This is a genomic window from Clostridia bacterium (genome assembly GCA_026414765.1).
Classification (GTDB): domain Bacteria; phylum Bacillota; class Clostridia; order Acetivibrionales; family DSM-27016; genus SKW86.
In genome coordinates, this window is the sequence record JAOAIJ010000043.1 from 318,126 (window position 1) to 330,966 (window position 12,841).

14 protein-coding genes are annotated in these 12,841 nt (G+C 36.4%); all 14 read left to right on the top strand.

Features of this window, described 5'->3' with window-relative positions; all coding sequences use genetic code 11:
* The first annotated feature begins 11 nt into the window (after window positions 1–11).
* Window positions 12–1,463, top strand: coding sequence for an AAA family ATPase (locus N3I35_17725; protein MCX8131923.1), 1,452 nt, complete (start codon window positions 12–14; stop codon window positions 1,461–1,463).
* A complete protein-coding gene (locus tag N3I35_17730; protein MCX8131924.1) occupies window positions 1,463–1,717 on the top strand; it encodes a hypothetical protein in 255 nt (84 codons plus the stop codon). Before N3I35_17725 ends, N3I35_17730 begins: the two co-directional genes overlap by 1 nt.
* A gap of 143 nt (window positions 1,718–1,860) precedes the next feature.
* Window positions 1,861–3,201: a 30S ribosomal protein S12 methylthiotransferase RimO gene (gene rimO / locus N3I35_17735; protein ID MCX8131925.1), complete on the top strand. Its 1,341-nt coding sequence runs from the start codon at window positions 1,861–1,863 to the stop codon at window positions 3,199–3,201.
* A complete protein-coding gene (gene pgsA, locus N3I35_17740) occupies window positions 3,185–3,832 on the top strand; it encodes a CDP-diacylglycerol--glycerol-3-phosphate 3-phosphatidyltransferase (GenBank protein ID MCX8131926.1) in 648 nt (215 codons plus the stop codon). The genes rimO and pgsA overlap by 17 nt, the downstream gene beginning before the upstream one ends.
* A 278-nt stretch (window positions 3,833–4,110) precedes the next feature.
* A complete protein-coding gene (gene fapR / locus N3I35_17745) occupies window positions 4,111–4,671 on the top strand; it encodes a transcription factor FapR (GenBank protein ID MCX8131927.1) in 561 nt (186 codons plus the stop codon).
* A 44-nt stretch (window positions 4,672–4,715) separates the two neighbouring features.
* Window positions 4,716–5,732, top strand: a complete 1,017-nt coding sequence (gene plsX / locus N3I35_17750) for a phosphate acyltransferase PlsX (protein MCX8131928.1) — start codon at window positions 4,716–4,718, stop codon at window positions 5,730–5,732.
* Window positions 5,722–6,720, top strand: coding sequence for a ketoacyl-ACP synthase III (locus tag N3I35_17755; protein ID MCX8131929.1), 999 nt, complete (start codon window positions 5,722–5,724; stop codon window positions 6,718–6,720). The genes plsX and N3I35_17755 overlap by 11 nt, the downstream gene beginning before the upstream one ends.
* 27 nt (window positions 6,721–6,747) lie before the next feature.
* The gene (gene fabD / locus N3I35_17760) at window positions 6,748–7,683 is read left to right on the top strand and encodes an ACP S-malonyltransferase (protein ID MCX8131930.1); all 936 of its coding nucleotides are present in this window, start codon (window positions 6,748–6,750) and stop codon (window positions 7,681–7,683) included.
* Window positions 7,684–7,811: 128 nt separating this feature from the next.
* On the top strand, window positions 7,812–8,555 hold the full coding sequence (gene fabG, locus N3I35_17765) for a 3-oxoacyl-[acyl-carrier-protein] reductase (protein MCX8131931.1): 744 nt from the start codon (window positions 7,812–7,814) through the stop codon (window positions 8,553–8,555).
* A 135-nt stretch (window positions 8,556–8,690) separates the two neighbouring features.
* Window positions 8,691–8,918, top strand: coding sequence for an acyl carrier protein (acpP, locus tag N3I35_17770; protein ID MCX8131932.1), 228 nt, complete (start codon window positions 8,691–8,693; stop codon window positions 8,916–8,918).
* A 242-nt stretch (window positions 8,919–9,160) separates the two neighbouring features.
* Entirely contained in the window at window positions 9,161–10,399 is a 1,239-nt protein-coding gene (gene fabF / locus N3I35_17775; GenBank protein ID MCX8131933.1) for a beta-ketoacyl-ACP synthase II, read from the top strand.
* 217 nt (window positions 10,400–10,616) lie between these two features.
* Complete coding sequence (rnc, locus tag N3I35_17780; protein MCX8131934.1) at window positions 10,617–11,327, top strand: ribonuclease III; 711 nt, start codon at window positions 10,617–10,619, stop codon at window positions 11,325–11,327.
* A gap of 29 nt (window positions 11,328–11,356) precedes the next feature.
* Window positions 11,357–12,382 (top strand): radical SAM protein, encoded by a 1,026-nt coding sequence (locus N3I35_17785; protein ID MCX8131935.1) that lies wholly within the window; start codon window positions 11,357–11,359, stop codon window positions 12,380–12,382.
* A gap of 138 nt (window positions 12,383–12,520) precedes the next feature.
* Window positions 12,521–12,781, top strand: coding sequence for a stage V sporulation protein S (locus N3I35_17790; GenBank protein ID MCX8131936.1), 261 nt, complete (start codon window positions 12,521–12,523; stop codon window positions 12,779–12,781).
* The last annotated feature ends 60 nt before the right edge of the window (window positions 12,782–12,841 follow it).

Sequence of the window (12,841 nt, forward strand, 5' to 3'; positions counted from 1 at the left end):
AGGCTGATACTATGTCAGAAATAAGAAAAGTTATAGTAGAAAATTTTCAGTCACATGAATATACAGAGCTGGATTTCGATAAGGGACTTAATGTTATTGTAGGACCGTCGGATCAAGGTAAATCTGCTTTAATACGTGCCATTAAATGGGTTTTATATAATGAGCCTAGGGGATTTGAATTTATCCGTCATGGAACTGCGGTAGCCCGTGTTACGCTTGAAATGGACGCGGGATTTAAAATAATAAGGGAACGTTCAAAAAGTAAAAACAGGTATATAGTGATAAACCCTGATGGCGAGGAAGCGATTTACGAAGGTTTTGGGAATGAGATACCAAAGGAAGTGATAAATGCCCATGGTATTCCCAAGGTGATACTGGATGCCGACATCAGTTCAAGTTTAAATATAGGGGATCAGCTTGAAGGTCCGTTTCTGCTTTCGGAAACAGGTTCGGTAAGAGCCAAGGCCATAGGAAGACTGACAGGAATTCATATAATTGATAATGCTGTCAGAGATAGTATGACAGATTTAAGAAGGGAAAATCAAAACTTAGATAGAGTAAATAATGAAATTGAATCTATAAATTTAAAACTCGAAGATTATAAAGGATTAGAAAATATTAAGGAAAGGCTTTCCACGGCAGAGAATATTATTGGGAAACTGGATTTGAAAACAAACAGGCTCAAAATACTTGATAGAGATGTAGAGATACTGAAATCCACCAATAATGAGGTTGAAAGGATAAATACTGTATTAGTAAAACTGAGAAATCTTAAAGAGAGTGAGGAAAAACTAAAAAATTGCAGCTCACTTGTTTTGAGACTACAGAAGGCAAACAAGTTTTATAATGAATTAAAAACACTTGAAGAGCAAATGGAAAAGGTCCGTTTCACAATAAAACAAACAGATAACTATGAAGAGTGCCAGAACATAATAAAAAGTGCAGAAGGTATAAAAGTTAAGTATGACAATATTAAAAGGCATAATCATTCATTAAGGCAATTATATAATGAAGAAAAGACAGCAGCCAGAATAATAAAGGATACTGAAGAAGTTGAAAATCTCCGGTATAAACTGAGCAGTGGTGAAAAAATGATTGAAAATTATAAAAAATTTGTGAATGCAAGTGACAAACTCAAGAATTATAAAGCTGAGATATTAAGAATAGAAAGACATGCTATCGGAACGGAAAAATTCAATGAATATACAGACATTACGGATAAGCTGGGTAATAATATGGAAAAGCTTAGAAAACTAAATGAAATAAATGAACGTAATAATGTGATAAACAACTTTATATCTGAGGGTTTGAAGTATATACAAAATAATACGCAGCAAATAAGCAAATATGCAAAAGAATATGCTCAGCTTCTAAGGAAAGCAGGAAAATGTCCGATGTGCGGAAACGAAATAGGTGAAATGAAAGTAAATGAAATAATCAAGCATTATGAGGAGGCTCACTGATGATAAATGAATATGAAAAGTCAATAAATCAGATAAAAGAAAACCTGGACAAGGCAAAAAGTCTCAGAATAAGAGCAGAGGCCCGCCTTGAACAGCTGAACAAACAAAAGCAGGAAATTCTTACGGAAATAGAAAGCCTCGGTATTAAACCGGAAGAATTGGGTTCAGAAATAGAAAGATTGAAAGCTGAAATAGAAAAACTGATTAATGAGGCTAATGAGCTCTTACCTCTGGATTTGATAAAAAACGGCTAACAACCTAATATATATAACAAGGGTCATAAGAAAAATATGTGTCCATATGTGATACAAGGAGTTGACATTTCAAAGTACTTAATAAATAATTAGAAATGAAGAAAGAGCAGTCAAAAACACAGAAAAAGAATGGAGAATACATTTTGAAGAAAAAAATTGGTGTTGTTTCACTGGGATGTCCCAAAAACCTGGTTGATAGTGAAATAATGCTTGGGCTGTTAAAGGAAAATGATTTTGAATTTACTAACAGTGAAGACGAAGCAGATATTATCATTGTTAATACATGTGGCTTTATAGAGTCTGCTAAACAGGAATCTATAAATACGATTCTTAGTATGGCGGATTACAAGAAAGGGAAATGCGAACTGTTAATAGTAACAGGCTGTCTTGCAGAACGGTATAAAGACAAAATCATTAATGAGATACCCGAAGTAGATGCTGTAGTTGGTACCGGAAGTTATGGTGAAATTGTCGGAGTTATAGAAAATGCATATAAAGGACAAAAATCGGTCCTATATGGTAAACTCGAAGAGATAGAATATTTAAAAAACGACAGAATTGTAACGACAAAAAAGGGATATGCCTACCTGAAAGTCGCAGAAGGCTGTGACAATTGCTGTACTTACTGCATAATACCTTCCCTGAGAGGAAGATATAGGAGCAGAACTATTGAAGATATAGTAAGGGAAGCTGTTGTTCTTGCAGAAAAAGGTGCAAGAGAGTTGGTCTTAGTGGCTCAGGATACTACCAGATATGGAATTGATTTATATAAGGAAAAAAAGCTTGTTGAATTGATACGGCAGCTAAGTCTGATAGAAGGCGTACAATGGATCAGATTATTATACTGTTACCCTGAGGAAATAGACGATGCTTTGATAGATGAAATAGCAAGCAATAAGAAAGTATGCAAGTATATAGATATACCTATCCAACATGCTTCGGACAATGTCCTGAAAGCTATGGGAAGGCGTGGTTCTGCAAGGGATATAAAGGAGTTACTCAGAAAGTTAAGAGAAAGAGTACCCGAGATTGCTATAAGAACATCTTTGATAGTAGGCTTTCCCGGAGAAGAAGAAAAAGATTATAGAGAGCTTTATTCTTTTGTTAAAAAGTATAAATTCGACAGGCTTGGAGTTTTTACTTATTCAAAGGAAGAGGATACACCAGCAGCAAAACTAAAAGCACAGGTAAATAAGAAGACAAAGGTTAAAAGGCATAATATCCTTATGGAACTTCAAAAGGAAATAACAACAGCAAAAAATAAGAAGAGACTAAGAAAAGGCTATGAAGTTTTAGTAGAGGGAGTTGCTGAAGACGGTATTTTTTATATGGGAAGAACTTATGCCGAAGCGCCTGAAATAGACGGACTTATATACTTTACCAGTAAAGAACCCTTAAATCAGGGGGATTTTGTAAAGGTTAAGATACTTAATACAGACGAATATGACTTGATAGGAGATGTTATAGATGAACCTGCCGAATAAGATTACTTTTTCGAGAATATTGCTGGTACCTATATTTATGGTGTTTATTGTACCTTTTCCCGACTGGGTACTGCATAGCGACTTCCTTGCTTTTATAAGGCCGCAGATGCTGCGAATAAATGACTTTATAATACATTACGGGAATTATTTTGCTGCAGTAATATTTATAATTGCATCCAGTACTGATGGTGTTGACGGTTATATTGCAAGAAAAAGGAAACAGGTAACTAAATTGGGGATATTCCTTGATCCCATAGCCGACAAACTTCTTATTACTGCTGCTTTAATAGCACTGGTTGAGAGAAATGCAATACCCGGCGGTGATGTTAACGGTGTTACCGGTTGGGCAGCAATGATAATAATCAGCAGGGAATGGATTGTAACGGGATTGAGACTTATTGCAGCCGGTGAGGGAATAGTAATCGCGGCAAGTAACTGGGGGAAGATAAAAACAATATCACAAATTATTGCATTATCGGCTGTATTGCTTAATAATTTCCCTATTACGTTTTTGCTTCCGGATTTCCATTTCGACAGGTGGGCAATGCTTGTAGCATCAATTATTACTATTTATTCCGGATACGACTATATTAAGAAGAATCTTAAGCTGATAGGTATTGATAAAAGATAACAAATATACGGAATATATGGTAACATATGTGGAATAAATAATGTATAAAATAAAAAACAACCATAGACATTATGGTTGTTTTTGTTTGAAATGTACTGATGCCAAGCGTTACAGAGAATGGTGAGAGTACAGTAAGCCTTTGGATATCAGAAAAATTAGAGGAAATTATTGCATATGTAACAAATATGTAATATACTCATATTAGCAATAATTATTACCTAGTAATAATTATTGAGAAATTGCATATAAATATGGTATAAAATAGAGAGGTGAAGACAATGAGCAGGTCTTCGTCTATGAAAAAGGAAAGACAAAGTATCCTTAAGGAAAAAGTAAAAGAAGATCCTTTCCTTACGGATGAAGAATTGTCGGAGATTTTTTCCGTCAGTGTCCCGACAATAAGGTTGGATAGGCTGGAGCTCGGTATCCCTGAGCTTAGGGAGAGAATTAAAAACGTTGCAGAGACAAACTATAGTAAAGTAAAATCGCTACAAAGTAAAGAAATTTTTGGTGAGCTTATTGATATATCATTGAATAAAAGTGGTATCTCAATGTTGGAAGCCGATAATTCAATGGTGTTTGAAAAAACTAAGATTGTCAGAGGTCACTTTATTTACTCTCTGGCAGAATCTCTTGCGATTGCAGTAATCGATGCACATGTTGCTTTAGTGGGTGTGGCAAATATTAAGTACAAAACACCGGTGTATTCGGGAAGTAAATTGATAGCAAGAGCGGAAGTCAGGAGAATAAGAGAGAATAACTTCATAGTTTGGGTTAAAATATTTGAAAAGCAGTCAGAAGTTTTTAGAGGCAAGTTCATATTAGTAAGCCTTGAGTAATATACAAATTCTATGATACTAAGAAAAGCCTGGGAGTGAAAGAATTGATTATATTAGTTGATGCAATGGGTGGAGATAATGCACCGGACGCTATAGTAAACGGATGTATAGATGCCGTTCTTGAAAAGGATGGATTCGATATATTACTTATTGGAGACAGTGAAAGAATAAACAAAGTGCTAAAAGAAAGGGATTTCAGCAATCCGAGGTTAACCGTCAGACATACAACTGAGGTAATAACAGGTGACGATACTCCTACAAAAGCTATAAAAAACAAAAAGGATTCTTCTATGGTAGTAGGTTTTAATCTGCTGAAAGAAAAGAAAGGTGATGTTTTCCTTTCAGCAGGAAACAGCGGAGCATTGATGACAGGAGCGTTATTTATACTTGGACGAATAAAGGGGATTGATAGACCGGCACTTCCTGCATTGATACCAGCAAAAGGCGGAGATTCTCTGATTATAGATGCAGGACTAAACACTGTTTGTAAACCTGTAAACTATTTGCAATTCGGGGTGATGGGTTCAATTTATATGAAGGAGCTTTTCAACATTGAAAAGCCCAGAGTTGGACTTATGAATGTCGGTACTGAAGTAGGAAAGGGAAGTGACGATATAAAACAGGCATATACATTACTTTCTGAATCAAATCTTAACTTTATAGGAAATATAGAAGGTAAGGATATAAACAGAAGGAATGCCGATGTGGCGGTGTGTGATGGTTTTGTAGGCAATGTTGCCCTGAAAGCAAATGAAGGAATGGGTGAATATTTTCTGGAAAACCTGGTAGGCATATTTAAAACAAATTTTATTACTAAACTTGCATATCTGGCAATAAAAAAGCCTTTTAAAGAATTCTATAAAAGAATTGATCCTGATGTAAATGGTGGTGCCCCGGTTTTGGGTGTGAATGGACTTGTAATAAAGAGCCATGGTTCTTCAAAAGCTAAAACCATAAAAAACGTAATAATAAACAGAGCTTACGTTTTAGCTAAATCATCAGTTCTTGAGCAAATTACTGAACAATTTAAAAACATGGAGGTCGAGGATATTGAACAATGATGTAGTATCAGTCGGAATACTAGGGGTAGGAAGCTGCCTGCCGGAAAAAGTACTAACTAATTCAGATCTTGAAAAGATGGTTGATACATCTGACGAATGGATTACAAAAAGGACAGGAATCTCTGAAAGAAGAGTTTTAGATAAAGATGCTCCTGCATATGAACTTGGGATTGAAGCTTGTAAGAGGGCTATTGAAGATGCAGACTTGACACCTGAAGATATTGACTTGATTATATGTACGACGGAAACTCCGGACTACCTGACTCCCTCATCAGCTTGCATAATACAAGGAAGAGTCGGTGCTACAAAAGCTGCAGCATTTGATTTAAATGCTGCATGTTCAGGACTTGTATATGGTATTACAGTGGCAAAACAGTTTATATTAACGGGCTACTATAAGCATATAGTAGTTGTAGGGTGTGAAGGCCTGACCAAGGTAGTTGACTGGGAAGATAGAAACACATGTGTACTTTTTGGTGATGGTGCTGGTGCAGTGGTAATTGGTGAGGTTGAAAAAGGTTATGGTATTCTTTCAACCTATATTGGGGCTGATGGTGCCATAGGACATAACATAACATTACCTTGCTGTCATATAGATGAAAAGGATAAGGCAATAAGACTTCATGAAAATAAGCGTGTATTATGGATGGAAGGTAGTGAAGTTTTCAAGTTTGCAGTAAAAGCAATGTCTCAGGCGACTGAAAAGGTGCTTGATGATGCAGGGCTTACAACAAAAGATGTTGAGTACATTTTTCCTCACCAGGCAAACACCAGAATAATAGATGGCGCAATAAAAAGACTCGGGCTCACAAGTGAAAAAGTTCATCCTATAATCCATAAATATGGAAATATTTCGTCAGCCTCAATTCCGGTTGCACTGGACGAAGCAGTTAAATGCGGCAAGGTAAAAAAAGGTGACAACTTGGTACTCGTAGGCTTTGGTGGAGGTCTTACATGGGCTTCTGCAGTAGTAAAATGGGCAAAATAAATCAATTGTAATAATTGGAGGGTAAGCATGGGAAAATTGGCATTCATATTCTCTGGACAGGGAGCTCAGTATGTTGGAATGGGCAAACAGGTTGCAGAGGAATACAAATCGGCAGATAATATCTTCAATCAGGCAACAGAAGCTTTGGGGTTTGATATTAAAGAAATGATATGGAATGGTAATGATGAAACCTTAAAGATAACAGAAAATACACAGCCAACTATATTGACAACAAGTATTGCTTGTATGCAGCCATTGTTGGAAAAGGGGATCAAACCTGATGTGGTGGCTGGATTGAGCCTTGGCGAGTATAGTGCTCATGTAGCTGCTGGTACAATTAATTTTAAAGATGCTGTTGCTTTGGTAAAAAAGAGAGGAAAATTCATGCAGGAAGCTGTTCCTGTTGGTGTAGGAACTATGGCAGCAATATTAGGCCTTGAAAACGACACTGTTAAGGAATGCTGTAAGGAAGCAGCAGGAGAAGGCATCGTTGAGCCTGCAAATTTCAACTGTCCTGGACAGGTAGTTGTAGCTGGAGAGATAAAGGCTGTAGAAAAGGTTGTAGAACTGGCAAAGGAAAAAGGTGCAAAGCGCTCAATGGTTCTCCCGGTCAGTGCGCCATTCCACTGCAGCATGTTAAAACCAGCAGGGGAAAAATTGTCGGAAGAGCTTAATAAAATTGAACTTAATGATATAAAAATACCTGTAGTAACGAATGTAACCGCTGAAATTGTTACTGAAAAAGCTGACGTAAAGGAATTGTTTGTCAAGCAGGTAAGTAATTCAGTACTGTGGGAAGACTGTGTTAAAAAGATGATAGATAGTGGCGTGGATACTTTTGTAGAAATAGGTCCAGGTAAAACTCTAACCGGTTTTATAAAAAAGATAAATAAAGAGGTCAAAACACTTAATATTGATGACCTGGATTCATTAAACAATACTTTAAGAGAATTGGGAGTGTAGCTGGAATTAGACTGGGATTAAGTCTTATATACGGGAAAACCCCATACATTTCTCTTCTATATAAAAACTTAATCTCAATCTTTCTACAACTATACTTCAAGTAAAGTGATTAAGGAGGTATGTATAACATGCAATTAAAGGGGAAAACTGCTGTTATAACTGGCTCAGGAAGAGGCCTTGGAAAAGCTATAGCTTTAAAACTTGCTCAAATGGGAGCGAACATTGTTTTGAACGATATAGTTGCATCTGATAGTGTAGATGCTACAGCTGATGAATTTAGAGCTGCAGGATATAACGTGACTGTTACAAAAGGTGATGTAAGAAATGCAGATGATGTAAAAGAAATGGTAAAAGTTGCAGTAGATACATTTGGAAGCCTGGATATATTAATAAATAATGCAGGAATCACCAAAGATAAGCCTATGATGATGATGACAGAGGAAGAATGGGACTTGGTACTCGATATCAACTTAAAAGGCGCTTTCTTTTGCACAAAGCTGGCCGGAAAACAGATGATTAAGCAGAAATACGGGAAAATTGTAAATATAGCTTCTGTTGCAGGACAATACGGAAATAAAGGGCAAGCAAATTATTCAGCCTCAAAAGCCGGATTGATAGGTTTGACTAAATCAACTGCAAAAGAGCTTGCTGGAAGAGGAATATGCTGTAATGCAGTAGCACCCGGCATAATAAAAAGTCATATGACTGATGTGTTGTCCGAAGAATTGAAACAAGAATATCTTAAGAACATAGCTCTCGGAAGGTTTGGGACTCCTGAAGATGTAGCAAATGTTGTAGCTTTTCTTGCTTCAACCGACTCAGATTATGTTACAGGACAAGTAATTGATATTGACGGCGGCTTAGTTATGTAATAATATCTTTATGTGAAAAGTTTGCTAAGTTTTTACTTTAGGTGAACAAAAATGTAAATTTGGCTTAAAGTAAGGATAAAAACTATTTTACATAGGTAATATTTAAAAAACCCCCTTGTGGAAGGAGGTGAATGTATGGTGTTCGAAAAGGTTAAAAAAATAATCGTTGAGCAGTTAGGTGTTGAAGAAGACGATATTGCAATGGAATCTTCCTTCATAGACGATTTAGGAGCTGACTCTCTTGATATAGTTGAGTTAATAATGGCTCTTGAAGAGGAATTCGACCTTGAAATTCCTGATAGCGAGGCTGAAAAAATCACCACAGTAGGTGATGCTGTAGATTACATTAAAAATAACACATAAAAAAAGTCCCCTACAAAGGGGCTTTTTTTATAGGCCAAAAGGAAGATTCTGGATTAATAAACTAAAGAGTTTCAGTAGATAATGGAATTATTATATGTATTTGAATTTAGTAAAAAGCTGCCCAAGTATTGAAGTTGGATCTGAAATATAATGCTCGTTAAAGTAATTGAAAACACCGTTTTGTTTATCAAACAGAGTGGTTTACATATATTAAAATCTAATCCTTATAGGGAGGTTAAAATATGAAAAAGCGCGTAGTAATAACTGGAGTAGGTGTAGTGTCTGCTCTCGGATTGGGAATAGATCAATTCTGGAATGCAATCAAAGAAGGTAAGTGCGGTATAAGCACTGTTACCAAATTTGATGTTACAGAGTACCCTACAAAAGTAGCTGCAGAAATTAAGGAATTTGACGCATCAAGTTACGTAGATAAAAAAGAAGCAAGAAGAATGGACAGATTTACCCATTATGCTCTTGCTGCTACAAAAATGGCTGTAGAAAACTCAGGGATAGATTTTTCAAAAGAAGACAGTTTCAGGTGTGGTGTTGTTTATGGATCGGGAATCGGAGGAATCGAAACTCTTGAAGACCAGCATCAGGTTCTTATGGATAAAGGCCCTGGAAGAGTAAGCCCGTTCTTTATTCCAATGATGATACCAAATATGGCAGCGGGCAGGATCGCAATGGCATACGGTATAAACGGTTTTACCGAATGTGTTGTGACAGCCTGTGCTACAGGAAATAATTCAATAGGAGATGCGTTTAAGGTAATTCAGAGAGGCGACGCAGAAGTAGTAATATCAGGTGGTGCTGAAGCATCGCTTACACCACTGTCATTTGCAGGCTTCTGCTCAGCAAAAGCCATGTCAACAGTAGAAGATCCGAATAATGCGTGTAAACCTTTCGATGCAGAAGCAAGCGGATTTGTTATGGGAGAGGGCGCTGGAGCTCTTATACTGGAAGAATTGGAGCATGCTCAGAAAAGAGGAGCAACTATATATGCAGAAATAGTTGGTTATGGATGTACATGCGATGCATACCATATTACAGCTCCACATCCGGAAGGAATGGGTGGAACAAACTGCATGAAGATGGCATTGAGGGATGCAGGAATAGCACCTGAAGAAGTAGGATATATAAATGCGCATGGTACTGCTACACCTGTCGGTGATCCTATAGAGGTACAGGTTGTTAAGAATGTATTTGGAGATCATGCTAAAAAATTAGCTATGAGTTCTACAAAATCAATGACTGGACACCTTCTCGGAGCAGCAGGTGCAGTAGAGGCTATAATTACTTCAATGGCGCTTAAGGAAGGCTTCTTGCCTCCAACTATAAACCATACAACGACAGTTCCTGAATACGGACTTGACTTTGTCACAAATGTAGGCAGGAAGGCAGATATAAAATATGCTGTTTCTAATGCATTAGGTTTTGGTGGACATAATGCTGCTATAGTACTAAAGAAATATGAGGAATAAATAAAAACTATATTGATAATATAAATATTATGATAAAATATGTAAGGCGGGGGCTTATCCTCGCCTTACATATTTTATTGAGTCAACAGAAGTAGGATTGGACTTTAGAAAATAGAAAAGCAGTATAAATGGGTTTTTCTCTTTTCTAATCTCTAATATTTTTTCTGTATATAAAAATAATTAGATTAATGCCGGGCTATACTGGAATGGAGGAAAAATGAAGAGAATTGTTAGTTTGAAGGAAAGAATACCATTATTGGAAGAAAAAATCGGATATTGCTTTAAGAATAAAGAAAATTTGGTTTTAGCACTGACTCACAGTTCATATGCAAATGAAATTAAAAATCACAGGATGCAGAGCAACGAAAGACTAGAATTTCTCGGCGATGCAGTTTTGAATATTGCAATCAGTGAAAAAATTTATCTCAGTAAATCAGGGTTGGCAGAAGGAGAAATGACAAGGGTAAGATCCAACATTGTTTGTGAAGCATCGCTTATGGATTGTTCAAACAAGCTTAATATAGGCAGTTTTTTACTTTTGGGCAAAGGTGAGGAAATGACCGGGGGAAGGGGCAGAACTTCCATACTATCAGATACCTTTGAAGCGATTATTGGAGCAATATATCTGGATAGTGGACTTGATAACGCAAAAGCGTTTATATATGAACAGATGAAAGAAATCATTGAAAATTCAATAAAAGGTACAATGTTTACTGACTATAAAACACAGCTGCAGGAAGAAATGCAAAAAAGCAGTGAATGCAGGATATTGTACGAAATAATAGACGAACAGGGGCCTGACCACAATAAGGTATTTATTTCACAGGTTAAGGTTAATGATGTAGTAATGGGAACAGGTGAAGGTCGTAGTAAAAAGGAAGCCGAACAAAGTGCAGCAAAAAAAGCAATAATTTCTTTAAAGAACTGATTACCAAATATCATAAATAAGGTGAAACAATGAAAGAAAAGCATATTATTATCCCTGTTTTCATTCCAAATAAAGGTTGCCCTTTTGATTGCATTTTTTGCAATCAAAAAACCATAAGCGGACAGCTTGAGGAAATGACAATAAACAAAATGATATCTGTAATAGAAGAACATCTGACTTCTATAAATCAGAAACACTCAAAAATCGAGATTGCTTTTTATGGTGGGAGTTTTACTGGAATAGAAAAAAGTCAGCAGATAGAATTCCTGAAAGTTGCCGACAAGTACGTCAGGGACGGGATTGTCAGCGGAGTAAGGCTTTCTACAAGACCTGATTATATCAGTAATGATATATTGGACTATTTGGAGTATTACAATGTAAAAACAATAGAGCTGGGGGTACAAAGCCTTGATGATGAGGTGCTGCAAAAAACCTGTAGGGGCCATAGTGCAGAGGATGTAACAAAGGCTGTTGAGCTTATAAAAAAAAGGAGATTTATTCTGGGTATCCAGACGATGATAGGCTTACCGGGTGATACAAAAGAAAAGGCAATAGCTACAGCAAAAAGAGTTGTAGGTTTTAAGCCTGAAATAATAAGGATTTATCCCACTCTTGTCATAAAAAATACTTTCCTTGAAAAACTTTATTTGGCAGGAGACTACACTCCTATTGAATTGGAACAGGCTGTAGAACTATGTGCGGAGTTACTGAAACTATATGACAGTTATGGCTTGAATGTAATCAGGGTAGGCTTGCAGCCCAGTGACAGCATAAATACAGGTATGGATGTCATAGCCGGCCCTTTCCATCCTGCATTCAGACATCTTGTAGAATCAAGGCTCATACTAAATGAAATGATGACTGATATAAGGCAAAAAAGACTCGATGCTGAAGAAAGAATAATTATTTACACAAGCAGCCGTTCTGTCTCTGATATTGTTGGACAGAAAAGATGCAATATAGAAAAACTAAAAGCAATGTTCGGTTTTAGTGAAATTAAGGTTGAATTAAGAGATGAAATGTTAGAAAAAAAATACACGATTGAAAAATATTGAAAAAAATCCAAAAATAAAGAAGGAATTTTCAGGGAAATGAAGAATACATTTATTTAGCTATACAGAATTTAGTTGGATACATTGTATAAATGTAACACAAATTAAAATAGTTATTAAATGTATTAGGAGGCAAGGATAATGGAAGTTTTGAAAGTATCGGCTAAGTCTCAACCAAAATCTGTTGCAGGAGCTTTAGCAGGGGTTTTGAGAGAAAACAACAGCGCAGAAATTCAAGCAGTAGGGGCAGCTGCAGTAAATCAGGCAGTAAAAGCCATAGCTATAACAAGAGGGTTTGTAGCACCAAATGGTATTGATCTTGTTGCAGTACCTGCATTTTCAGAAGTAAATATTGATGGAGAACAGAGAACTGCTATCAGATTCATTATAGAATCGAGATAGAAATGATTGAATTTTGGGGTAGTGAAGGATCTGTAAGAAACAGATCCTTCACTACCTTAT

Coding starts and splice junctions, on each gene's coding strand:
- N3I35_17725 (MCX8131923.1), top strand. CDS start 12: ATGTCAGAAATAAGAAAAGTTATAGTAGAAAATTTTCAGTCACATGAA.
- N3I35_17730 (MCX8131924.1), top strand. CDS start 1,463: ATGATAAATGAATATGAAAAGTCAATAAATCAGATAAAAGAAAACCTG.
- pgsA (MCX8131926.1), top strand. CDS start 3,185: ATGAACCTGCCGAATAAGATTACTTTTTCGAGAATATTGCTGGTACCT.
- fapR (MCX8131927.1), top strand. CDS start 4,111: ATGAGCAGGTCTTCGTCTATGAAAAAGGAAAGACAAAGTATCCTTAAG.
- fabD (MCX8131930.1), top strand. CDS start 6,748: ATGGGAAAATTGGCATTCATATTCTCTGGACAGGGAGCTCAGTATGTT.
- fabG (MCX8131931.1), top strand. CDS start 7,812: ATGCAATTAAAGGGGAAAACTGCTGTTATAACTGGCTCAGGAAGAGGC.
- acpP (MCX8131932.1), top strand. CDS start 8,691: ATGGTGTTCGAAAAGGTTAAAAAAATAATCGTTGAGCAGTTAGGTGTT.
- fabF (MCX8131933.1), top strand. CDS start 9,161: ATGAAAAAGCGCGTAGTAATAACTGGAGTAGGTGTAGTGTCTGCTCTC.
- rnc (MCX8131934.1), top strand. CDS start 10,617: ATGAAGAGAATTGTTAGTTTGAAGGAAAGAATACCATTATTGGAAGAA.
- N3I35_17785 (MCX8131935.1), top strand. CDS start 11,357: ATGAAAGAAAAGCATATTATTATCCCTGTTTTCATTCCAAATAAAGGT.
- N3I35_17790 (MCX8131936.1), top strand. CDS start 12,521: ATGGAAGTTTTGAAAGTATCGGCTAAGTCTCAACCAAAATCTGTTGCA.